At 42.9% G+C, this 23,865-nt stretch carries 17 protein-coding genes; 6 read left to right on the forward strand and 11 right to left on the reverse strand.

The window, feature by feature from the left end; translation table 11 throughout:
- Both MHN81_RS20820 and MHN81_RS20825 read right to left on the reverse strand, forming a co-directional pair.
- Window positions 1–2,868, reverse strand: a 2,868-nt coding sequence (locus tag MHN81_RS20820) for a phage tail tape measure protein (protein ID WP_239426600.1), incomplete at its 3' end; no start/stop codon positions are given.
- A gap of 66 nt (window positions 2,869–2,934) precedes the next feature.
- Window positions 2,935–3,336 (reverse strand): hypothetical protein, encoded by a 402-nt coding sequence (locus MHN81_RS20825; RefSeq protein WP_239426601.1) that lies wholly within the window; start codon window positions 3,334–3,336, stop codon window positions 2,935–2,937.
- Window positions 3,337–3,386: 50 nt separating this feature from the next.
- Here MHN81_RS20825 and MHN81_RS20830 point away from each other — a divergent pair, with 50 nt between their 5' ends.
- From MHN81_RS20830 to MHN81_RS20840, 3 genes are read left to right on the forward strand one after another with little or no spacing between them, the layout of a single operon-like run.
- A complete protein-coding gene (locus MHN81_RS20830; protein ID WP_239426602.1) occupies window positions 3,387–4,214 on the forward strand; it encodes a phage tail protein I in 828 nt (275 codons plus the stop codon).
- Complete coding sequence (locus tag MHN81_RS20835) at window positions 4,189–4,746, forward strand: phage tail protein (protein ID WP_239426603.1); 558 nt, start codon at window positions 4,189–4,191, stop codon at window positions 4,744–4,746. The genes MHN81_RS20830 and MHN81_RS20835 overlap by 26 nt, the downstream gene beginning before the upstream one ends.
- A complete protein-coding gene (locus tag MHN81_RS20840) occupies window positions 4,747–6,009 on the forward strand; it encodes an SUMF1/EgtB/PvdO family nonheme iron enzyme (RefSeq protein WP_239426604.1) in 1,263 nt (420 codons plus the stop codon).
- Window positions 6,010–6,296: 287 nt separating this feature from the next.
- On the opposite strand, the gene MHN81_RS20845 is transcribed toward MHN81_RS20840, so the two are convergent.
- Window positions 6,297–12,428: an REJ domain-containing protein gene (locus tag MHN81_RS20845; protein WP_239426605.1), complete on the reverse strand. Its 6,132-nt coding sequence runs from the start codon at window positions 12,426–12,428 to the stop codon at window positions 6,297–6,299.
- Window positions 12,429–12,821: 393 nt separating this feature from the next.
- On the reverse strand, window positions 12,822–13,328 hold the full coding sequence (locus MHN81_RS20850; RefSeq protein ID WP_023401965.1) for a hypothetical protein: 507 nt from the start codon (window positions 13,326–13,328) through the stop codon (window positions 12,822–12,824).
- A 916-nt stretch (window positions 13,329–14,244) separates the two neighbouring features.
- Between MHN81_RS20850 and MHN81_RS20855 the strand changes: the two genes are divergently transcribed.
- Both MHN81_RS20855 and MHN81_RS20860 read left to right on the forward strand, forming a co-directional pair.
- Window positions 14,245–14,619, forward strand: a complete 375-nt coding sequence (locus MHN81_RS20855) for a hypothetical protein (protein WP_239426606.1) — start codon at window positions 14,245–14,247, stop codon at window positions 14,617–14,619.
- A gap of 90 nt (window positions 14,620–14,709) precedes the next feature.
- Entirely contained in the window at window positions 14,710–16,704 is a 1,995-nt protein-coding gene (locus MHN81_RS20860) for a TonB-dependent receptor (protein ID WP_239426607.1), read from the forward strand.
- 74 nt (window positions 16,705–16,778) lie between these two features.
- Here MHN81_RS20860 and MHN81_RS20865 read toward each other — a convergent pair whose 3' ends face one another.
- The gene (locus MHN81_RS20865) at window positions 16,779–17,642 is read right to left on the reverse strand and encodes a formylglycine-generating enzyme family protein (protein ID WP_036977329.1); all 864 of its coding nucleotides are present in this window, start codon (window positions 17,640–17,642) and stop codon (window positions 16,779–16,781) included.
- A 333-nt stretch (window positions 17,643–17,975) separates the two neighbouring features.
- A complete protein-coding gene (locus MHN81_RS20870) occupies window positions 17,976–18,464 on the reverse strand; it encodes a hypothetical protein (protein ID WP_023401960.1) in 489 nt (162 codons plus the stop codon).
- Window positions 18,465–18,835: 371 nt separating this feature from the next.
- Between MHN81_RS20870 and MHN81_RS20875 the strand changes: the two genes are divergently transcribed.
- Window positions 18,836–21,007, forward strand: a complete 2,172-nt coding sequence (locus MHN81_RS20875) for a M3 family metallopeptidase (RefSeq protein ID WP_239426608.1) — start codon at window positions 18,836–18,838, stop codon at window positions 21,005–21,007.
- A gap of 692 nt (window positions 21,008–21,699) precedes the next feature.
- Here the strand turns inward: MHN81_RS20875 and MHN81_RS20880 are convergent.
- The 5 genes from MHN81_RS20880 to MHN81_RS20900 all read right to left on the reverse strand — a co-directional run bounded on the left by MHN81_RS20880 (window position 21,700) and on the right by MHN81_RS20900 (window position 23,823).
- Complete coding sequence (locus MHN81_RS20880; RefSeq protein WP_023401957.1) at window positions 21,700–21,978, reverse strand: hypothetical protein; 279 nt, start codon at window positions 21,976–21,978, stop codon at window positions 21,700–21,702.
- A gap of 147 nt (window positions 21,979–22,125) precedes the next feature.
- A complete protein-coding gene (locus MHN81_RS20885) occupies window positions 22,126–22,584 on the reverse strand; it encodes an RDD family protein (RefSeq protein WP_239426609.1) in 459 nt (152 codons plus the stop codon).
- Between the two features lie 142 nt (window positions 22,585–22,726).
- On the reverse strand, window positions 22,727–22,963 hold the full coding sequence (locus MHN81_RS20890) for a hypothetical protein (protein WP_023401955.1): 237 nt from the start codon (window positions 22,961–22,963) through the stop codon (window positions 22,727–22,729).
- Between the two features lie 50 nt (window positions 22,964–23,013).
- A complete protein-coding gene (locus MHN81_RS20895; RefSeq protein ID WP_023401954.1) occupies window positions 23,014–23,379 on the reverse strand; it encodes a hypothetical protein in 366 nt (121 codons plus the stop codon).
- Window positions 23,380–23,466: 87 nt separating this feature from the next.
- Window positions 23,467–23,823, reverse strand: a complete 357-nt coding sequence (locus MHN81_RS20900) for a nuclear transport factor 2 family protein (RefSeq protein ID WP_239426610.1) — start codon at window positions 23,821–23,823, stop codon at window positions 23,467–23,469.
- Between the last annotated feature and the right edge of the window lie 42 nt (window positions 23,824–23,865).

Genomic DNA, 23,865 nt, shown 5'->3' on the forward strand with positions numbered 1-23,865 from the left:
GATATCTGGTGCCGCGACATGTGGCGCTGTAACGCTTATGTCCTCTGGTGAGTCTATATCAATGCTCACAGGCCCAGGCATATTAAGTACTGTTTCTGGTGGTGTTAAATTCACAGGCGATGGTTGTGATTGCGTTACCTGGAAAGGTTGAACCTCTGGTGCTGTCAGTTGTGGGACATTAAGTTCTAGAGGTTCGATACTTGGTACTGTGACCTGTGGCGCTGTAACGCTTATGTCCTCTGGCGAGTTTATGTCAATGCTTACAGGCCTTGGCATATTAAGTACTGTTTCTGGCGTTGCCAAATTCACAGGCGATGGTTGGGATTGCGTCACCTGGAAAGGTTGAGCCTCAGGGGCTGTCAGTTGTGGGACATTGAGCTCTATCGGTTCGATATCTGGTACCGCGACCTGTGGCGCTGTAACGCTTATGTCCTCTGGTGAGTCTATGTCAATGCTCACAGGATCAGGCATATTCATTGCTGTTTCTGGCGGCGCCAAGTTTACACGCTCTGCTTGGGGCTGTGTTGTCTGTAGTGGTTGCAGCTCTGGCGTCGACACTGCAACAGGAGAACTGACAGCAAGGCCAGCTGCTAATGATATCATTGCTGCATCGTTTGACCGCTCTGGACTATAATTTGTAAGGTCATATCGTTGTTTTGGTGATTCTTCATCGCCCCAGCTAAATATATCAGCAATACCATCACGGATCGTACTTCCAACACTACCAAGCATTGATAATGCACCGTCAAGTAGTGAACCCAATAAGTTAACGCCAATATCCGTTAAATCGAACTCTTGCCACCAGTCATACAATTGCTGTCCTGCATCCCACAGTAATTTTATGGGGGTTAAGTCCCAAAGTAGCGATAGCGGCGCAGTTAATTTATCCCACAAGTTGCTCGCCATTTCACTTAAGCTATCCCAATTTTGATAAAGTAGGTAGCCAGCTCCAGCAATAGTCATAAGTGCTAGGCCAACCGGATTTGCAGCCAGCAATAAGAGCCCACGCCCAAGGAACAATGTAGCTTTACCCAAGCCCGTAAATACAGGGGTTAACCATCTCGCGCCAGCCAATAAGCCTGCCATTCCTGTTTTCATACCAATCGCCGCAAACCCTAGTACAGATACCGCTGCAGCCAGCGAAGCAACAACAGCAGCCCCGGCTGCCAGCGCTACAATAAATGCGGCAACATCCGGGTGTTGCTCTGCAAATGCTGCGACGCCCTCAGCTAAATGAACCACCATATCAATTACGGGCTCAGCGACTACACCAAGCCGTTCAACACCACTGGTCCATGCTTGTGTGAGTTTTCGGCCAGCAATACCAAGCCTGTCCCAGCCAGTCAATTGCTCTTCGAGCTGAGTTTGTGTTTTGTTGTGATAATCACCCAGTATGGATTGATAGTCTTGCATCCCAAGCGCCATCGCCTCCAACGTTTTAATTGGCAGGTCGTCCGCGCCTTTAGCCGCAAAAACAGCCTCAATCAGCCCCCGGGCCTTTTGCGCATCCTCCCTGTATACACTGGTTAGCTCCAGCATCAGCTTGCTAAAACTTTCACTCTGCAAATTTTTATTGTCTGAGTTGAGCCCCTGTCTAAATTGGGCCAGCTGGGACTTAATACGGTTTGCGCTGGCACTGTCATTGCCCAGCATCTCGTCAATTAGCCCGGCTTTGTTGCCTTTACCTACGAGCTTTTCCCAGTTGCCTGCGTCAGTTAACTGGGCTCGGGCCTCTTTCATAGTATCGGCCAGGTAATCATAGTTATACACCCCGGCCTCGGCCCCTTTAATCAGGATGGCCGATACCTGCTCAGCACTTAAACCCATTTCAGCGAGTAGAGGTGAATACTCATGAAAGGTGTCTAGCAGATCGTCGGCACGGTCTCCGGCTTGCTGATAGATAGTGCTGATTAAATCTCCGCTGGTGGCAAAGGACACATTCCAGGCTGTACGCATTTGGGTTTGTGCCCGTATTATTTCAGAGGCATCAATTTCAATACCTAAACCGCTATTAACTCGCTGTAGTGTCAGTGCTGATTGAACTGCGCTGGCTAGTTCTGAGTCTATCAATCCGGTTTGTTGGTTTATTTTGGCCGCTGCGCCAATCAGTTCAGTTGTATCTATCCCCAGCTTTGCTTGTAACCCTTTTAGTGGTTCTTTTAGTTGCTGTACTTGCTCCTCTGTCAGTTGAGTTGTCGTTTTTAGTTGCTTTAATCCTTTATCCCACTCATAAGCTGCGACGGCTCCAGCGCCCAGCGCAGCAGTCAATCCTGCGCCCAATACTCCGCCACTTAGCTGTTCACCAAAACTGAGCCCCTCAGCCAATTGCTCAGTTTGCTCAAGCTCCTTGTTGACGTCTTTGAGCTCTGCTTCTAATTGCTCCAATGACTTATCAAACTTCCGGGTATCAACGCCAGCAGCCTCAAGTGCATTGCTAAGCCGCTTTGTGTTTCGTGCCTGGTCTTTAAGCTCCTGACCAGTATTGGCAAGTTCCATTTGTAGTTGGCTTTGGATACGTTCTGCGGCTTTGACTTCATTATTTAGCTTGGCAAGGTGTTGTTTTTGCTCTTGGCTTAGCTCTCCGGCCTCCTTCTCTACATTGTTGAGCTTGGCTTGCTCTTTATAGAGTTCGGCAAGCTGAGACTGTTGGTTTTCTAGTTGCTCAGTAAGGTCAGCTTTGTGTTTAGATAGCCGACCTGTGGCGTGCTCTGCGGTCTTAAACGCTGTGATATCACCAATCCCTTTTTGCAACGCTTTAGAGGTTTCAAGTAGCTCCTTAGACTTAGATTCAATCTCATCTACTTTGTCCCCAAACATGTCTTTAACGCCCACGGCAAGTTGTAGCGCAAAGTTATCAGTTGTCGTCATCCGTTAGTACCTCTAGCAAATAAGTTATTTCTTCGATATCACACGCAAAAAGTTCCGTGGCACTAGCTAAACCGGATTTTGAGATTGCTTTGAATGCTGATTTGAGTTGTTTGTCTGTTGTGTAGATAAGGTTTTTAGCGGCTTTCCCAGCAAATACTGAATCGGCACTAAGTCACGATAAGCGAGATTTTCACATAGCGTCATTGCGTCGAATTTTCTAGTTTCAACAAGTTCGCTTCCATTGGACGTGCCAAACTCGATCACTTGAGCGGTTACGCCAACCATTACGCCATCCGAGTTTTCTTCACCAAACTCCGACTTACAAAAACGCGCAGCTTTTATTCTATGAAGCACTTTTGGCTCTGTGGCTTTTCTAGCGAATTTGAACTCTTTACCTTCTATTACTAGCGGCTCACTAAGTTCGAGTAAATTGTTTTCAATTTGTTCATTTTGCTCTTTAGATAACATAACAAAGTCCTATGATTAATTGTCATACGCAATTTTACCCATCACGATAAATGGCCGTTGCTGTACAGCAACAGCCATTTAAATCTGTTGCTAATCTAAGCGACATGAAAACAAACAACTTAATACCAGCATCATTACAGACCCAGGTACTGGATTGCCTATCACGTACAGCGTCTGCGGAGTTCGACAAATTACGCAAGGTGTCGGGCGGGCTAAATATGCTCGACGTTGACCATGTACCAGCGGAGTTTCTACCGTTTCTGGCGTGGCAATTTCGGGTGGAGGTCTGGGACACGAAATGGCCTACAGAAGTTAAACGCAAGGTTGTTAAAACAGCACTGGCGGTACACCGCACTAAAGGGACCGTACATGCTGTAGAGCTGGCGTTGGCGGCTGTAGGAGTAAAAGCGGAGATTGTCGAATGGTGGCAGTCCGAAACGCAACAGGAGCCTGGCACGTTCGATATAGTCGCGTATACAAACCGTAATATTACACCAAGTGAAGATTCACTAATTAATAGAAGGTTAATTGAGCAATTAGAGGCGTTAATTAGAGGTGCAAAACGGCACAGCCAGCACTTTACAGTGTCTGTTGGGGTTGAGGTGAATCAAACAGTCTCAACAGCAATGGCGGGCCGAGCCGATAATTTAACAGCTAAACCTGGAGCACTTATACCTAGGCAGCCTCTAATTAACGGCGGTGCAAATATTGGAGTCAGCGGTATGGTTGATCACCTATCAGCGGTGCAATGTCAGCTAGTTAGGCGTCATCCGCAAAGCAAAGTCGAATTGTGTTTAGGTTTAGTAGCGAAAACTATTCAGGAAGTAAACATTAGCGGGAGGTTGATAAGACGTGTCAGCACAAACACCAACGTATGAAATATACCATTTTAACATAACGGCGGCTGGTGAAAGCCTGTTGTTAAATACACAAGTAGGCGGTGCACAAGTACTGCTAACAGAAATGGCTGTGGGTACTGCAATGTATGACCCAGCTGCAATATCTGATCAACTAGCTCTAAAGTCTGAGGTCGATCGAGCTGCAATTTTAGATTTTGAACGGGTAGACAAAACGCTCCAGATGGCTGCTGTATTCGACAACCCAGCCAAGGCGTATAACGTCGGGGAAGTTGGCCTATTTACTTCTACAGGTGAACTATTCGCTGTATTTAGTATGCCTAATAGGATCGTAGGAGCTAAAACTGACGCTGGGCGATTTATCGTAAAATTTGGATTAGCAATAGACCAAATCCCAGAAGGTGCAATTACCGTTGATCTGTCAAATGATAACGTAAATCTGATAATGACACGTGAACTGGCTCAAATGACATTAGCACAAGTTAGAACGTCCCGTGTACAGCTTAGCATGCTGTCACGTGAGATACAACAAACGATAAATGGAGATAATTAAATGTCTACAGATACAATTTTAACGAGGGTAGCGGAAGAGACTGCAAACGCAGTAGTTCAGTTAAATGACGTTACTGAGTCAATTGGTTCTAAAATTGAAAGTATCAGTAATAAGGCCAAAGATTCAATCAATTATGTTAATCAACATCACGCTACAAAATTGACGGAAATAAAGAATGTTGCGTCAGATAGTTACAGGCAAAGTATTGAAGATATGTCTGGGGGCAAAAACACGGTGGTCTATGATGCTCAAGGGAACGTTAATATCATGGTAAGAATACCACGCTTTAATTACGAAGATATTAACGAGGCTATTTTTGATAAATATGGTGTTGATCTGAAACTGGGCACAGGCACCCCCACAATGTTTATGCGAAATGGGGAGCCGTTAGGTGAAGTTTTGATAGCTAAATACTTGGCATCTTCCGGGCAAAATGGTGGCTGTAGCGTCGTAGGTGGAAAGCAACCTTTGACATCAATAAGCTATGACTCAGCCAAAAATATGTGTGCAAATAAAGGAACTGGTTGGCATATGCTAAGCGCGCATGAATGGGCTGCGATCGCTCTGTGGTCACTAGCAAATGACACTATCCCGCGAGGCAACACGAACTATGGAAGAAGTCATGAGCGAAAGCTAGAGACAGCTCGGCGAGATGACAATGCAATGCCTGGAGACGCGTCGGGTTCAGCACGCACGGACACAGGTAAAGGGCCTGTCGGATGGACACATGACCACACCGAATGGGGAATTCATGATCTTGTTGGTAATGTTTGGGAGTGGCTAGATCAACTGTGTTTGGTCGATGGACAAATAATATCGACATTGGACAATAACCCTGACATTGCCGAATCAAGTTGGTTTAAACATTCCGCATTTTTTGACTCGCCTAGTAACATTACAGATGGAGCAGAAGGCGCTGGTTCTCCAGTGTTAAGTGATAAAGTGACCAACCGCAACGGGCCAATGGGAGATGACACACACAGCAACCCTTATTTGGGAAATCCCGATTACTCGTCTATAAGTAAGGCCGCGAGCTACGTTCCCAATGAAGCACTACGCAGGTTATTAATCGAATCTGAGACTCAAAATGTGCTGTCTGGAGCACTTTATTGCCGCAACTACGGCAATAGATTCCCTTTAAGAGGGGGTGACTGGAGTAATGGAAATATAGCGGGCTTAGGGGCGATATCGTTTAATTATTCGCGCACAGGAACATTCAGTGGGTTTGGGTTTAGACCTGCACTATTGCCAGCACAAAACTAGGTAAGGATAAATATGTTTAGATATATTTTTAACGGCACAGCGTATAGTGATACATCCCTGAGTTTCATGGAGGATTTAGGGATGAACAAAGACTGTATTAATTCTGTAATTAGGCAACAGAAATTTGAACTGGCTCAGAACAAGCACAAGCGTAATATAGCATATAAGGAAGAGTCTTATCCATTGTATGTTGAATCCCAGCTATTAGGGACAGAGGAGTCAAAACAAAAATGGTTAGATTCGTTGAACGAGATTAACGCTCGATTCCCTATAAGTCCCCCTTAGTCTCAGATAGTCCCACATTCGGATTTACAAAAGTCCGAATGTGGTTTTATAAAAATCCCGTCCACTTGTGCATCGAATTCAAGCAAGGCTTTTGCTTTTGATATGTCTATCTCTCTTATTTGCGATTTTGACAAATAAAGGTAAGTAAGTCTTTCAAACCCGGTCAAATCTAGACTCTCAAACTGAGTACTTTTTAAGTTCATTATTTGAAGCTGATGATCAGCTGTTACACCGGTGATAGATTGAAGTGCTGATGAACGAGCATCCAACATTGTGAGCTTTTTATTGTTAGATAAATCTAAAGCGGTGATCGAAGAGTTGTATATAGACAAGTCCTCCAGACCGGAAAGTCCAGACAAATCTATTTCTGTCAACGCAGAAGAAACCAAAGATAATTCTTTCAATGTCGCTGTATTTGGCAGCGTTAAACTTCCTTCTGGCAGCCTTGTTAAAGTGAGTTTTTTCAGTTTTTCAAGCCCAGAAAAATCTACTTCTACAGGTCCCTGTAGTTCATCAAACAGATTAGTATGAGCAGAAAATTCTTCTAGATTTGTCAGCTGCTCAAGCCTCTGAAGCCCCTCAGCCGTTAGACTAAAATTTTGTAGCCCTAAACTGGTAAGAGAATGCAACTTTTCGATCCCTTCAAGGCTCGAAAGACCTCGATAGTTAGAGCAAAAGAATTGGTGGTCATACTCCACGTATTCACTGGCTTCGCGGTCTACACATGACTTCAATACAGGATCTGTTATGCCCAATCGATCTGCATTTGAATCTGGCAGCGGTGCCGCTGTCATTTGTAATGAGCACGATTGTGTTAGAGCAGGTGACGAAAATGTGATCACCGCAAAATTAAGCCAACTGGGCTTGGTAATACCGCAACCGGAAAACGCAGATGCATATTGGCGCTGTTGGTTGCTCCTATTAAGTGTGACTTCGAGTTTTTCGCCATACTTCAAATAACCTGAACCGGCATTGTGTCTAGCTTCTAAAGCATCAGGAATATCCAATGTCACCTCAACAAAAGGCAATTGAAATAACAGCTGAATTTGATTGTGTGCTGAGCACTGCCCCGAAACCATGCGGCACACTGTCAGGCCATCTGAGTCAATATCAAGTACACGATACGTAAAGTTGTCAGGATTATGAACCGACTTTATTTCACCTTTATCATAACTTGCAAAGAATGATGCATCATCACCAACTCTTACAACAACGTTACTACCTGTACCGTTATATATAAACTCCCATGTGCGTATCGAACCTGTTAACTTTTCATAATACTTGGCCGACTCAAGGTAAACAGGGTTATCGTTCTCAACTGAGAAGGTATCATCAATATCAATAATCCTTACAGAGCTCTGATAATCATTCGACTGATAAACGTGAATATAAGCACGGGCATTGTCTAGCGCAATCACTTTAAATTGCGCAATTGAGCGCACTTCACATTCAGGGCGAGTGTCATTGCAGATATGTTCAAAACGGTTTTGGCTCTTATTAAAGCTGGCCGAGATGGTTAAGGTGTTACGCTCAAGAGCGACTGTCCCTGCACCATTAAGTTTACCGGAACGGTATTCCCCCCCAGAAAACAAATAAAAGTTCTCTATGCTTTGCTCATCAACAGCGACCCAAGCTCCTTTAAGTTGCTCTAATGACCACGGCTTGCGTTCAGTTCGGATCATAGACCAGCTGCCATACCTCAACCAGTCGGCTTGGTTTTCACCACCGGTTTGATTAGCTAGTAAAGTGTAGAGACTCGCATTCTTTTCAATCACCGAAAACGACGCGACAGCGCCCGTTTCGTCCGTCAATTCAAGCATGTTTTCGCGGTTTAACTGCCAGTTTATATATTGGGCACTCGCTATCGAGCCATCGCCCAGCAAAGACATGAAAACCCCAGTATTGTCTTCATTAAGCGTCAACTGGTATTGATTTGAAGACAAGTCAAAGTTTAAGTGCCAGTCACCTAGTAATTCGCTGACCTCTAACTCAGTCGCTTGTTTTGAACTTGCTGATTCTACATAAGTACAAGTCGCCTCCAAATGCGCCGATTTGGGATCGAAGTTGTCGTCTTTTTTACTTCCATTCCAACAAGCATACAGAGAGTCAGCGCCATAACGGAGCGTAAATCTAGACGCAAAAAACAGTTTACCATTTACTCTGGTTTGAATAGTCTGCTCAAACTCAAAGATATACATTTCTGACTGTATGTTACGTACCGTAAAGGCTGTATTTTTGTCTTGGCCGAAAAAGGTGCCGCGGATTTGAGAGTCAGCGTCAAAAGTGTAATACCAACTGTCTACAAAACCTGCAGGCGTCGCATCCAATAAAAGTGATGTGTGCTTATGTGCAATTCGCTCTTGAAAGGTCGCCGTAATTTCACATGAAGACTCTAGTTTTGGAACTTGATATACCTTAGTAAAGTCTATCGTTTTCAGTACTCCACCACAGCCACTGATATTCTCGAGTGAATAGTCGCCAACTTCTGAGATTGTGATATTAAACCTATCTCCAAAGTAAAACTGCGACTGTGAAATCGTAAGCTCCCCTTCACCTATTTGCGATACGTTAACGGTCAATTCCGGCTTGGAGAACACAAAACTGTGATTGCTCCCTTGTGAGCAAGACGCCCCTTCAGCAAAATGGCAAAGTGAGATAGTTTTGTCAGTCTCTTCGCTCACCGCCATATAAGAGATGGCACCAGATTGTAGATGTTCTAATTTCAACTTCTCATTTTCTAAAGACGCACGGTAGCGTTCACCATTGAAAACTATCGAGTCAAAACACAGCCTCAATGGAGAAGGATTAGTTGGACAATAAAAATCACTGTATAGATGAGAAATTGTCTCACCATTAACAGAGTATAAATGTGTTTGCGCGCCAAAAAGCCGCTCGAGCTTGTCTGTATTAAAGAAAGACTTTGTAAACTTACCCAACGCCCAAGTTTTTTCCGATAGCTTGTAAAAATGGATGTCTCTGGATCTATCTGACACATTTAGTCTATTTCGAAAATAGGCCACCGCAATGGTATCGCCTATCTGCGCCAATAGCTTATATTGATAGACCGTATCTATGCGACAGCTGCTTAGTTCGGTATTACAAAAATCAACTTTATTACCGTCTAAGTAATAGTCAAAACGCGTCAGTATGCCGTTGTCATTTTGACCATGAATGTCACGGTGCCATCTAAAATTAAAGTTATCGTTATTATCAACCGTGAAAGCCGAATGAGATTTTTTACTGTGGGCTTTGCGCCATGTTTTTTGGTAATCAATGTCGTCGAAACTAATGTCTTGGTGTTTTATGAAGGTACCTTGTCGATATACTTCTTCACCAAAAGACCCCGTTTCTACAATGGTTTGATAACCAAAGTTAAACTCTCTGGCCAATTTAAGATTGAAACCAAAGACCCAATGGCTGACTTCAACTTGACCAAGGTGAATGCGCCAAGTACCGTCCCACACAGTGATCCCGGTATCAATTGCAACCTGACCATTTTCTCTAAAGGTCAACTCAAAGTTATTTTTTTCACCGAATTGAGAATAAGCAAGGCTCCAAGTGCCGACAAGAGCATCTTCAGTCAATCTATTTAAATCGCGCTCGCCAAACACCTGCGCCGCTGTCGTGTATTTTCCATTGGGCAGCTCTTCGATATCTCGTGAGACATCGAACTCCACCATGACTGCCAATGACTTATTATGCAGATCGTATGTGGTTATTTTAAATGAAGAGCTATGAAAACCTGTACGATGTTCAAACTGTTCGTTGTTTACCACCACTTCTTGGTCGAGGTTGATTGTTACTTCTTTGCCATTTTGTGCCCAAGAGAAAGGGATGCGCTTATCAGCGGTACTCAGTAAACCTCTTTGGTCTTCATAAAATGCCAGCTTATAATCCAATCCATCAACATAGTTTGTCTCGAGTAAGTAATATGTGCCGTTTGGTGCGAAGGCTACAGGAGCAACAAGAGTTTCGTCATTGGTGATTTCGCTTTTGATTTGCTCTACTAACTCTGGCTGAGTTTCAGTTAGGTTGTCGAGTAATTCATCCACTAACTCAGAGTTTTTAGCCAACTCCAGTGTCGAGTTCACGCCATCAGGAAGTGCAACACCATGATCAATCACGGCTTTTAAAACTGCTGCTAAGGTTAATTGCTCTTGCGACGAAATACGTGCTTTTGCGTCATTTAACTCGGCGTTATTGCTATACCCCTGTGTATCTCTTGCCAATAGTGCATATTCCGCAGTTGTGACATTGGTTACATTGACGTCAAATAATTCCTCAGCATTAACCAAATTGTCGTCACCTGCTGCTTCTTTAATAGTGCTAACAGAGTTTAACTGTGAAACAAGCGACACAGTGCTTTTATCATTAATACCTTTGGCAGATAACTTAACTAATTCAGCAGCTTGAGATTCATCGACTGCAACATCCAGCGTGTAGTCGCCATTTTCATCGGCATTTGCTTCAAAAGTTGCCTCACCGATTTGCATGGTAACTTGCGCAAATGGAATAGGCGCATCCGTTACTTTACCTGTAACCGAGAACGCTATTTGGATCGGTTCAATAGTCACCAACTGAGAAACACTGGTGCTCGCGCCTTGATTGTCAGTAGCGGTGTAAGTGAATGTCACTTCGTGAGGAGTTTGAATATCAGGGCTAACAACACTGATCGCATTAGTGTTTTGTCCGTCTATCAATAGCGTCAATGGTGAGTTGTGCGACCAGCTATGGCTGCTCACTCGACCATCAACATCGCTTGAGATACCTGTTAGGGTGAAAGCCTGTCGCTCAACAGTTTCTTGGCTCACTTGGATAGATGCATCAGGGGCAACATTCGGCAACGCTTCGATAGTTACTGTATGTTCAACTGTGTGGGAAGCCCCCTGATTATCAGTAACTTGTAAAGAAACAACAGCAGTATGGTCTTCAACTATATCTCCAGATTGAAGCGTTAAAGTCTCACTTTGCAAACCAGATACAGTAAAGGCTATGTCAGACGTATACGACCAAGAGTAGAATTCGACCTGACCATCGCTATCGCTTGCTTCAGCTGTTAAAACTAATTCAGCTTGCTCAGTAACTGTATTTTCACCTTTAATCACCGCGGTAGGTGCAACATTTGGTAGTGCCGTTACTTGCACAGTGATTGATTCTTGTGAAGATGTCCCTTGGTTGTCAGTAACTTCAACTGTAAATACCACCGTCTGATCGTACACAATGTTTTCAATAGACGCTGACAGGTTTTCGCTTTGCTCACCCGCTAAGTTTATGTCGAGGTTAGTGTTATGAGACCAAGCATATGTAACAACTTCACCATCCTGATCTGAAGCTTCAGCGCGCAAAGCTAAGGTGACCCCTTCAAGCACTTTGTGGTTACCAACAATGCTGACTTCAGGAGGCACATTTGCAAGCGCTTTAATAGTAACAACATGAGTGTGTTTGGCCTCTCTGTTGTCACTCAGCTTTACTTCTGCATTAAAGTGAACGGTTTGATTTTCTAAAATATCAGGTGATACCACAGTCAAGGTGGTTGAATCGCTGCCACTGAGGTCTAGCGCCAGCTCAGAATCATGAGACCATGTAATTTGAGCCGAGTCATCTAGCGGCTCTGTCGCTTCAAGTGTCAATTGGAATGCTTGCTGCTCAAGTTCGCTTTCGGTGCCTAATATATTAATATTCAAAGGCGCGATATCTGGTGCGTAAACCTTAACAGTATGGGTCGCTGAAGTTTGTTTACCTAAGTTATCAGTCACGACAACAGAGGCATCAAAGGTAATATCTTCGTCAAGAGCTAAGCTTACAATCGTTAAGCTGGAATCGGTTAAGTTGTCTGCAGAAATCGGTAAATTTGGGTCGAAACTCCACGCATAGCTCGCTATGTTGCCATCGCTATCTGATGCTATTGCATTTAACGTAATGGCGACTTGTTGCGTTGTTTCTGTCAGACCTTCAATGGTAACTTTTGGTGCGGCGTTTATCGCTTTTGGCGGTTCAACGTTTGTGTTACCTGTACTCCCGGTATTTGCAGCGCTATCGGAGCCACCTGAGCCACCGCAAGCGCTCAGCCCCAGCACCGTAAAACAAACTAAAAACACTTTTAAAACAAAACGATAAAAAATATAGCTTCGCAACTATAATCTCCTCAATAAAGTCACAGATCCCACCTTTAGCCCAGTCCTAAAGACGACTGAGCAATAATTAAGCTGGCGGATTATATAGTAACCAGTAGAAATTTAAAGCACTTGCCTTCTTTCTATGAAAAGATTTGTAAAAGACCAATTATTTAACATTACAAAACAATAAGATGAATTCAGGGTGAGGCAGATAACTTGGGTAAAACCACTCTTTTTCATTACTTTTCCATGATTGAGTACCTAAATATAATACAGGCTCAATAACGCGATGTCTTACCTGTTGATTTGACGATTACTCGCTGAGCAAATAAAGCTTAGCTTCAATCAGATGACAAAGAAGCACACAATAATAAGTCATGTGCTTCTAGATTTGGTCACAAGTTATCGAAACTAGACCACTTGCAGAAAGTTCACATCAAAACGACCATCCGGATCTTCCACTCGGATCATCTCGCTATACCGTGCTTTTTGGTAGTTGTTATTTGTCTCTAAAAGCACTTCTAATAACGGTTTTACACGCTCACTACACAGGGCTATAGCAAGGGCTTCATGGGCAAGTTTAAATTGCAGGTCTAAGCTTTCATCTGAGTTTTCAGTAGCCTCACACTCTGACCAGCCATCAAAAATATCTCTCAAATTAGAGATATCAGGATGCCTGCCTTCATAATCAGATAAAATAATAAACTCTTGATTGTCGTATTTAGCATGGCATGTGAACTCGCAGCTCTCCTTTTGATACAAGTTCCAATACATATCGCTATGCCAAAATGCCACTGACAACGTCATATGGGAAAATGCGGGTTGCTGTATATAGAATTTTAGCTCTTTTTCTCTTTGCTCAATCAGTTTTACTAACACGTTTTCGTATACATAGGAGAGCTCTTCAGCACTGACCATTTGATTTAACTCCTTTAATCTATAAATTCAGTGCCAGTATTACGTCCGTTCACTTAACTGGGACAAAACACCTGCTCAATATTTAAACAACTATGCAGCTATCAATTTTTCATTAGTGCCTGAGCGTCCACGCCCAATGGCGTTAGCAGCTAAACAGAACGTTTATAGATGAGTGCAACTTGGGCGCTTAGTTAAAGATAATGGCTACACTAACTAGCGCGGTGCCCAATGAAGCAAGTATGCATGATTTAAGTGACCTCAGATTATTTTCAACGTCGAGTGGTTCCTTTTCCAATACGCTTAAAGCGCTCGAATAACCCCCAAGGTGAAAAACTAAGATTAAGCATAATGTTGCAATGAATTGAACATATATAGAGTGAATATACCCGCCAAAATCACTTGGACTTATAATAGATATAACTAACGCCATTACAGTTGAAAACAACACATTGACCAACAAAGCGTTATCTTCAAAGAATTTGCCCAGTTTTAATTCATGATATTGTATCGCGCATTCTTCAAGGCGCCCCATGCATCGCAAGCAGCGATAGTGACTTTTTTTGGCTTTGTCTTCTCTATATGCCACCTGTTCACAACAGTGAATATTTGTACACTTGTAAAAGCGCATTTTGACTAGACCTCTAACACGTTTTTAAATGTCGGACCGAATTCTAACTTGTCTGATAAACTCATGCAGACTCAAAGAGAGAAACTCACTGACCTAAGCTCTCTGACTTAACAGTATGGAGTGTTACATCCATTTCCTACCCTTTCATTATGCATGAGTTCAATTAAAAGTAGAATCATACAATAATTACTCCCTTCACCCTTATGGTTAGGTATTAAGGATCAGATGACTATTCACTTATTCGTGAAAATGTCATAAAGTACGCACGAATTATTTTATGAGAATTATATGCTTAAACCCATATCACAGGTATTCATTATCATCGCGATGTTAATTGCCTTCGTTGGACAAGCTGTGGCATATAATTTCACTATGTCTTTTGAGCAAGCCTCAACATCACTTGACCTAACACATGCACCGCAGACCTTGACAGAGCACTCTAGCAAAGCGAACGCTTCTGAAGCAGACGACTGTTGTGAAGTTGAATGTTGCGAAAATGATTGTGTCTGCCCAGGAAATGCCTGTATCTCATTGATGTATTTAAGCACAAACGTGCAATCAGCCCGAGTTGTCAAACACAGTGAACTTGTTATCAATATAGATATTAGTCGGCCTATTCCAATGACCGACTCCCTATTTCGTCCCCCCATTTTTACCTCTTAAGGGTCAGTGCGCCCTAAATTCAACCATTTTGTCAAAACGTATCAATAGTGCGCTATTTGCGCTCAGTTTTTTGCATTCTTAGAGGTAAAAATGCTTAAAAAATACTCAAAACTCGCTATTTCAGCGATGTTGTTACCGTCTGTTTCTTATGCAGGCGAACACCATCATGATGAACATGGCCACGACGAACATCATCATGAACACAAAAACAGTCAAGTTGAAAAAATCCAAGTCACGGCATCTCGACTTGGTCGTATTGTTACAGAATCCGCAACACGCACAGAAGTGATAAATGCAGAAGAAGTACAAGAAAAAGCACTTATGAGACCGGGGAATATCTCCATGCTGGTTGCTGAAACCGGCGGTGTCAGGGTTCAGAACACCTCTCCTGCTTTGGGCAGTGCAAACATCCGCTTGCAAGGGTTGTATGGTCGCTATACCCAACTCCTCAGCGACGGCCTGCCTTTGTATGGTGGTCAGACTGCATCTATTGGTTTATTGCAGATCCCACCAACCGATCTTGCCAACGTTGAAATTATCAAAGGCTCGGCTTCTTCATTATATGGCGGCTCTGCACTGGGTGGGGTTATCAACCTTATTTCCCGTACTCCATCTGACGAATTTGAAGGAGAAGTGCTACTCAATGCGACATCAAAAGATGGCCAAGATATTACCGCCTATGTTGCGGCGCCCGTGACGGATACCATCAGCACATCAGTTACTGCCGGTGGCCACCATCAGGCCGCAAAAGATCTCGACAATGATGGCTGGATAGATATGGCAGCATACGACAGAGCGACAATACGACCGCGCGTATATTGGTCTAACGAGAGCGGTGCTAACCTGTATGCCACCTTTGGCGCTATGACAGAAGAGCGCACAGCAGGTACCCTAGCTGGTGCTACCCTGCCCGACGGCAACCCCTATGTTCAAGCGCAAGATACCGTAAGGCTTGATAGCGGCTTTATTTTTGAACAGCCATTAGGAGATGTTTTGAACCTGAATGTTCGGGGTTCAGCTATGCATCAAGAGCATGAGCACCAGTACGGTGAAGTATTTGAAGAAGATACCCACGAAAGTTACTTAATCGAGTCGAGTATTTCTGGTTACAACGATGATACCGCTTGGCTTGTAGGCATCGCACATCAAACTGACAAGTACGACTCCGCCGAGTATCCTGACTTCAACTACACATTTGACGTACCGGGATTGTTTTCACAACTCGACTATGACGTCGCTGACAATGTGGCATTATCACTCAGTGCCCGTGCTGATTGGCATAGCGAATACGGTTCACAATTCAGCCCTCGAGTATCTATGCTGTACAGCCCAAACAACTGGACCGTGCGCGGTTCATATGGACAAGGTTTTTTTGCGCCGACACCATTTATTGAAGACATCGACGACACCGGACTATCTCGCCTTGAAGCATTCACCGAACTAGAAGAAGAGCAAGCATCCACTGCCTCACTCGACATCAGCTACACATTTGACAGTGTTGAAACCAGTGTCACCTTATTTGCGTCTGACGTAGACAACGTCACTGAGCTTCAAGCTGTCGACAATTTGACAAGTAATACGGATAAAACCGTACGTATTGTAAATGCGCCAGGCCAGAGTGAGATTCGTGGTGCCGAGCTATTACTTCGCTATCGGTGGCATGACATCAAGTTCACGGCGAGCTACTTGTACATCGATGCCAGCAAAGAGAGCAACTCAGGTTTTGGCCGCGAGCAACTTGCTTTAACCCCAAGGCATTCAGCTGGTGCTGTGATTATGTGGGAGGAACATGGCAGCCATTTAGTTGGCTTTGAAGCATACTACACTGGCACACAAAAACTAGATAATAACCCTTACTTGGATAACAGCGATCCGTACTGGCATTTAGGTCTACTTGGTCAAATTACCTTGGGTCATGTGAGTTGGTTTGTGAATGCCGAAAACTTGCTTAATGTGCGCCAAACAGAAGAACACTCAATGTTATTACTTAACCAAGCACCGAGCGGACGTTGGACCACGGATATTTGGTCACGCAATGATGGCTTTACCGTCAATGCGGGAGTAAGAGTCCAGTTTGGTGGTTAATTTTTTAATTTAATTAATAAAGTTCAGTACCAATGCAAATCTCTTTTGCTGATTGCATTGGTACGCTTCAACGTTTAGTTCTGACTGGGTGTGCCTTCCACCGGCTCCTGCACTAATCTAAATCCAACGTCTGTAAAAGCCGAGTTTGCATAGAGAAAATACCTGAATGAAGAGCGCAAGCGATAAGATTTTCCTTGCCAAGCGCCACCTCGAGTAACTCTGCGCTTGCAAACCCCTGACTTTTCATATTTTTCACCCCTTAACTCATTTGCTCCGCTTGAACTTGGTTTGTTTTGATATTCTTGTTCATGCCAACAATCTTGCACCCACTCCCAAACATTACCGTGCATGTCATACAAACCAAATGCGTTGGGCATGTAGGACATCACCGCGCCTATCTCCATATTCCCATCTTCAGGCCAAAGCGCTCTATTATTGCCATTTGCATGTGCGCCGCTGCGAGTATTTCCCCAACTATACTTAGATTCACTTCCTGCTCGAGCCGCATATTCCCACTCAGCTTCAGAGGGCAATCTAAAACGTGCCTTTTGGTTTTGATTTAACCAAGGTAGAAACTGCTCTGTTATGTCATTCCAGCGTATTATTGCAACAGGTTCATTCATTTGATGTCGAAATCGATAATATCGGTTGTCATCACAAACTCCTGCTTCAATACACGGTAAATACATTTCCCATGTAAGTTCGTGTTTCATCATCTTAAATCTAGGTATTTTTCTTGGATGAGCTGGCTTTTCATTTTCTTCACACTCTAAATCCCCAGCACTGCACCCCATCACATACGTCCCGCCGGGGATATCTACAAGGCTTGCCTGTATTAAATTGATTGATTTAGTTTGCTGGAGTCTATTATTTGTGGACTGACAAGCAGTCAAAAGACTTACAATGAAAATGCACAAGGTTATGTTTTTTAACGTCATTTTTCTCTGATACGGATAGAGGGTAAAGGCCTTAATGACCAATTCAATCGCGATATGATACGTTTTCTTGCGTTTTTAAAGAAGTGATAATTTAGACACTACGTCTCAGTACAACCATGCCTGTTTCAAAATTAAACAAGCTAAAGTGGCCTATGGTAGCAAACGTACAGCAGTTACGAGTTAACTAATACTTATTCATATGATAATTAACTCACGCTCCATTTTGAACACAAAAGAGTTTATGTCACAAAATAATCGCCACTCGGAGTGGGAGTAAAAATATATTCACTCCCTTGGCCTTTAAGTGCAAAATATTCGCACTGAGTTTATCTGTTACTCTATCCGGCTAAACTCCATCTGCCAGTTCACTTCCCATGTTTCACCATTGTCTTTGGAAAATGCTTGTTGCCACGTCGGCTTTTCTGGCGTTGTCGAATCCCAAATAAACCTTACTTTTACCGCCAAGCCATTATAAGTTTCGTCGGCGTAAAAGTGTCCGATACCGTCTATAAATCGCCCAACCACAGGAGTATCCATTGCCATTGGATTGCGCCCATCTAACCACCAAATGGACCATTCCTTTGATTTGTCATTGTACGAGCGTATCGCTTTAGCTCTAACAGACTCACTGGGCATATGCAAAAGGTTGTCTTCTACATTGCCAAGCCCTCCTAGCGTTTTGGCGGTTGATGATTTTCCCTCAAATTCAATCCATTCATCCGAACCATTTAAAATATCTTTTAAACGGCGGTGCTTAACCTGCCAGTCGCCAATGATGAAGTCAAAGTCCTTTGGTTCTTTTGGGTCTAATTCCTTAAGCATGCCTTTTCCTTTGTATTGTTTTTGGTTTGGACACACCCTACCACAACAACTGTATATTAATACAGGTGTAATTCACGATTTAATAAAAAAATAATCGTGACTAAATGACGAGTTTAATTGAGCCTATTCGTGAAAAAAGTCAGCATAAACGCTGCAATTTACCTCATTTTCTGCTCAGGATTGCAAGATTATTAGCCTTTTAAGCTGGTTGTAATGAGAATTGTTTAAGCACAAATTGTACCTAATAAGTAATATTTCAGTTCAACTGTTAAATTTATGCGATAAATGCCAACAATGTAGTATTGTTATACTGTATCATTTGATAACAACAAAAAATATTAAGTTTCACTACCTTTATTAGGGGAAATCCAGTGTTAAGAAAAACCCATTTGGCTTTGGCCATTTCGGCTGCAATGTTACTGAACGGTTGTTCAGATGCACCTGAAAAACAAACAACCCAAGTAGAAGCAACCGACAAAGCGTCAGCAAAAGCGACTTCAACAAAAGACATTTCGCAAAATCCATTCTTCCAAGAATGGAATACCCCGTTTGGTGCACCACCGCTTGGCGACATTCAAACAGCGCACTTCTTACCAGCATTTAAACAAGCAATTGTTGAACACAAAAAAGAAATCGATGCAATTACTGAGAATGAGCGCCCTGCTGACTTTGACAACACCATTGCGGCAATGGAGCTTGCGGGCTCAACACTGACAAAAGTTGCCCTAGTATTTGGTAACCTAGCAAATACTGAGTCAAACGATGAGATGCAGTCATTGCAACGCGAAATTTCACCTATGCTGACACGTCATCGCAGTGAAATTCGTATGAATGAAGCATTGTTCAAGCGCGTAGCAGCGGTATATGACAATCGAAAATCAGCGCTACTGAATGCAGAGCAAACACGTCTACTTGAGCGCGTTTACAATAGCTTTGTTCGTTCAGGTGCCAAGTTAACAGGTGAACAGCGTGCGGAGTTTGCGAAAATCAATGAGCGTATCTCTGCACTTACGACTGAGTTCGGTCAAAACGCACTGAATGACTCTCGTGCATTTACCATGGTTTTAGAAGAGTCTGATCTTGCTGGGTTACCACAAACACAGCGCGACGCTGCCGCTGCAGCCGCTGCTGCTCGAGATTTGCCGGGTAAGTATGTTATTACCTTGAATCGCTCAAGTGTTCAACCTTTCCTTGAGTTTTCAGACCGTCGCGATCTACGCGAAAAAGCTTTCAAAGGCTGGGCAAACCGTGGTGACAACGACAACGAGTTTGATAACAAAGCCATTATTGCTGAAATTGTCGAGCTGCGTGCAAAACGCGCTCAGCTACTTGGTTACAAACATCATTCTGAATATGTATTAACCAATTCAATGGCAAGCAAACCTGAAACGGCAATGGATCTATTGCTAAAAGTGTGGGAGCCAGCGGTTGCTAAAGCGGAACAAGAGCGCGAATGGATCCAAGAGTTGATGGCTGCTGAGGGTGTCACTCACAAGCTAGAGCCGTGGGATTGGCGTTATTATGCTGAAAAAGTACGCAAAGCCAAATTTGATCTAGACCAAGGTCAAATCGCCGAATACTTCGAGCTGAACAACATGATCGAAGCACAATTCTATACAGCTGAGCGTTTATTCGGTCTTAAATTTGTTGAGCGTACAGACATTCCTGTATACAACCCTGTGGTACGTGTATGGGAAGTTCAAGATAAGTCAGGTAAAGCAATTGGCTTGTTCTACGGCGATTACTATGCACGTTCAACTAAACGTTCAGGTGCGTGGATGAGTTCTTTCCGTTCACAGCAGAAACTTGCTGGCGACGTTAAACCACTGATCCTAAATAACATGAACTTGAACAAGCCTGCAGAGGGTGAGCCAACATTAATGAGCTACTCTGACGCGGTTACCCTATTCCATGAATTTGGTCACGCATTGCACGGTTTGCTATCAAACGTAACTTACCCGACACTGGCTGGTACCAGCGTACCGCGTGACTGGGTTGAATTCCCAGCACAGTTATTCGAGCACTTCATTGCACAACCTGAAATGCTGAAAAAATTTGCTCTACATTACAAGACCAATGAGCCAATGCCAGCAGAGCTGCTTGAACGTATCAAGCAAGCAGGTACTTTTAACCAAGGTTTTGCAACGGTAGAATTTACCGCATCTGCCCTTGTGGATATGGCCTACCACCAACTGACTGATGTAAAAGATCTAGACGTTCGTGCTTTTGAAAACAAAGTCCTAGGCGATTATGGTAAACCTGAAGAAATTATCATGCGCCACCGCAGCACGCACTTTGGTCACATCTTCGCAGGTGGATATTCATCAGCTTACTATGCGTATATGTGGTCTGAAATCTTAGATGCAGACGGCTTTGACGCATTCTTAGAGAAAAAAGATATCTTCGATAAAGAAACCGCTGAGCGCCTGTATCAATTTATCTATAGCCGTGGTGATACTCTAGATTACTTTGAGGCATATCAAGGCTTTAGAGGCAGAAAACCAACTACTGATGCGCTACTTCGCAACAGAGGTTTAGACTAATCTCCCAACCAAAAAGCCGAAGTCATTGTACTTCGGCTTTGTTTATTCAGCTCATGCCCCCCGAATAAGCGAATACAATTTCAACATCATTTCAATTGCTTAATACACTTAGAGGGCACAATGGGCAGCGTCAATGACGCGTCTCCTTGAGTTCCATAATCAGCCTAAGGCAGCCATTAGCAAATGATCCCACAGTAAAAGAGACCAATAGAATATAAGGTCCTACCCCATTCCGAGTGGTTGCATATAAGTGTGTCAGCTTGTTATATCCTGTGGCCAAACACTGCGAATTCTCCAATACTGAAAAGAGGTTGTCATTACATCCCTTATTGATAAAAAGCCGTAGCTCAAGCACAAACCAAGGGCTGCTAACCCCATGTGAGATAGTGCATTATATCTTTTTAAAAAATAAAGCATACATGAGGCTGCGATAACGATGCTCGGTATATAAAGTGCTAGGTCCAAAAGCACAATTTGAAGCACAAAAACAGCAAAAAGTAATAGCTTTAATAATGACATGTATAAACCCTATAGCAATATACAGCAAAGATTTACGAATCTAACTCTTTCAGTCAAGATGAAGGGATGAGAAAATAAAATTGGCCTTTCACTTTACTCATTACAGTAAGTGCAGTTTAAACTCGTACCAATATATCTATAAATATACATAAAGCTAAATAAGCTTTTACGTTCTATTTTAGTAATTGTAAATAACCGATTGCAACGAATGCTGCTAAAAAAGCCAGCCTTTTACACCAAATAAGTCCAGAATATACTTTCTTTCTACGCTCACTTACCAGCATGGCCAAAGGTGAGCTATCCGTTAATGCTCGTCTCACTTCAGTTAACTCTGGGGGCAATATACTGTGAGCGCTTTCAGACGGTAAATCTTCTGCGGTTCTCTTCACAAACTCAACTTCGTAGGCAACTAAAAGCGCCCAAATTACCAATGTAATAATTGCATAAATCATCCAATCTGTTCCTATTACCGCACTTTGGTTAAAATGTATTGTCGGCGTCAGCACAGTTCAAACACACCTTTCTGCCCGAACTATTATTCACATTTTTAGCAGGTGTGCGAGATCACATAGCACATCTGCTATTTATCGCCATGGTTACTAGATTTCATTATTTGGCTCTCGAACAACCACAGTGCCAGCCAATTTGTCATGCCACCCCTGTTTTTTGGGGTCCCAAGCCACCCAAAAAAAGCCCAAACCGAACGGGAGCAAAGACACATAATAGGCTATATACCTGATTATTGACTGCCGGGCAGATAGAGCTCGACCTGTCTTTGCATCCACTATTTTTGCCTTGTAAACCATTTTCCCTGGCGTAGTCGATTTGTATAACCAGAATAAGATAATTGCCGCAATAGGCAAAACGTAGTTAATCAGTAATTCGGCTGGCCCTAATATGATCTCCCTTGAGGTCCAGTAATCACCGCCATAAATTGAATATATGAGTGGGATTGTGATAAGCAGCAACATTATGCTATCAATAAAACTGGCGCCAAACCTTGCCCAAAACCCTAGATAGTTTTCAGACACACTTTCATTGTTAATTTCTGAAGTCATAATGTTCATCTTTTCCTTTGGAGTTATTGCTCACGAACAATAATACATTTATTCAACTATTTGAATATACTTAACAAAAAAGTCCATGTCCTTTTCAAAAGTTGAGTTTATATCGTTCAACTAAACACGCTTTTTTATCTTTTTAGCTCAGCTTTTTAATTTTGAGCGCAGTGTATACTGCTAGGGTGATATCAATGGCTGCGCCGACAGCTCCCACAATAAACGCTTTAAATGCCATTTCAGGATCTTGAAGTAAAGGGATAACCGCATTGCCTTTAAAGTGAGCGGCAGCCCCAAGTGCAAAAATAAGATAAAAAGGGAAACCAATTGCACCTATAATTGAGAGCCTTTTCTGATATTTTTCTTTTTCACTAGACATTACTTTTCTCCAATTCACTATATATTCATTAAAACGCTTAACAGTTATGTCTACACATGATGTGCATTTTGTAACCCTTCCAGTCTCCGTTTCCAGTTACCGTCATGTTCAGTATTACAGGCTTCCTCTGTATCAAATACGATGCGTTTTTTTACGCCTTTTGCTTTAATACCAAATGACAAAAGTTTAGCTTCAATTGAGGCTTTCAATTGATCGCCTTTATCATCTGCAAGGGTGTATACTAGACTTTCATGGGTATCAAATACGCACACGATAGATAAGCTCTCTGGAAAACACTGAAAATTGACGGCGTGAGTAAGCCATTCAAATCCTTTATAGCGCTTAAGTGCATCATCACAAGCTTCGGTTAAAGCTAAAACAATATTTTTTTCTAATTTTTTATCTGACTTTCGCATGCTGCTCTCGGTGTTTTTGCGACCAACTTAAAATATACATAAATCTGTATGCTCGCTCCGCTTTACAGTATCTGGCAGGCTTGGCATCTATTGGGGAATAGGCAAGTTGTGTGCTTTAAGAAAGCTCAATTTATCCCAATACCCCCGCTGAAAAGTAATTAACTCATTTTCAAACTGAAAAAAGCCGCAGCCTCGCAGCCCAATGGGATCTTTCCACTCTAAAATAACCCATTGACCATCTTGGAATATATTTTCCACAATACAGAACATATCTGCCGTAGCAAACTCGCTTGCAAACATTTGTTTAATGGCTTCTTTACCAATAATAGGATCATTTGTAACTTGATGGTTTACTGCGTTGTCACAGTAAAATTCAGCAATTGCATCAGCGTCACCGCGATTAAACGCAGCAACCCAGTTTTCAACAATTTGTTTTAACTCCATCAAAACACTCCTATTAATTAAGGTTTATGTAAGTGCTGTTAA

This window comes from Pseudoalteromonas sp. Of7M-16 (assembly GCF_022347805.1).
GTDB classification, from domain to species: Bacteria; Pseudomonadota; Gammaproteobacteria; order Enterobacterales; family Alteromonadaceae; genus Pseudoalteromonas; species Pseudoalteromonas luteoviolacea_F.

What these genes read in the sequence shown, in the direction of transcription:
- MHN81_RS20840 (WP_239426604.1), top strand. Translation starts at nt 4,747, where the DNA reads ATGTCTACAGATACAATTTTAACGAGGGTAGCGGAAGAGACTGCAAAC.
- MHN81_RS20860 (WP_239426607.1), top strand. Translation starts at nt 14,710, where the DNA reads ATGCTTAAAAAATACTCAAAACTCGCTATTTCAGCGATGTTGTTACCG.
- MHN81_RS20825 (WP_239426601.1), bottom strand. Translation starts at nt 3,336, where the DNA reads ATGTTATCTAAAGAGCAAAATGAACAAATTGAAAACAATTTACTCGAA.
- MHN81_RS20895 (WP_023401954.1), bottom strand. Translation starts at nt 23,379, where the DNA reads ATGCGAAAGTCAGATAAAAAATTAGAAAAAAATATTGTTTTAGCTTTA.
- MHN81_RS20855 (WP_239426606.1), top strand. Translation starts at nt 14,245, where the DNA reads ATGCTTAAACCCATATCACAGGTATTCATTATCATCGCGATGTTAATT.
- MHN81_RS20865 (WP_036977329.1), bottom strand. Translation starts at nt 17,642, where the DNA reads ATGACGTTAAAAAACATAACCTTGTGCATTTTCATTGTAAGTCTTTTG.
- MHN81_RS20890 (WP_023401955.1), bottom strand. Translation starts at nt 22,963, where the DNA reads ATGTCTAGTGAAAAAGAAAAATATCAGAAAAGGCTCTCAATTATAGGT.
- MHN81_RS20850 (WP_023401965.1), bottom strand. Translation starts at nt 13,328, where the DNA reads ATGGTCAGTGCTGAAGAGCTCTCCTATGTATACGAAAACGTGTTAGTA.
- MHN81_RS20900 (WP_239426610.1), bottom strand. Translation starts at nt 23,823, where the DNA reads ATGGAGTTAAAACAAATTGTTGAAAACTGGGTTGCTGCGTTTAATCGC.
- MHN81_RS20880 (WP_023401957.1), bottom strand. Translation starts at nt 21,978, where the DNA reads ATGATTTATGCAATTATTACATTGGTAATTTGGGCGCTTTTAGTTGCC.
- MHN81_RS20885 (WP_239426609.1), bottom strand. Translation starts at nt 22,584, where the DNA reads ATGACTTCAGAAATTAACAATGAAAGTGTGTCTGAAAACTATCTAGGG.
- MHN81_RS20870 (WP_023401960.1), bottom strand. Translation starts at nt 18,464, where the DNA reads ATGCTTAAGGAATTAGACCCAAAAGAACCAAAGGACTTTGACTTCATC.
- MHN81_RS20830 (WP_239426602.1), top strand. Translation starts at nt 3,387, where the DNA reads ATGGCCGTTGCTGTACAGCAACAGCCATTTAAATCTGTTGCTAATCTA.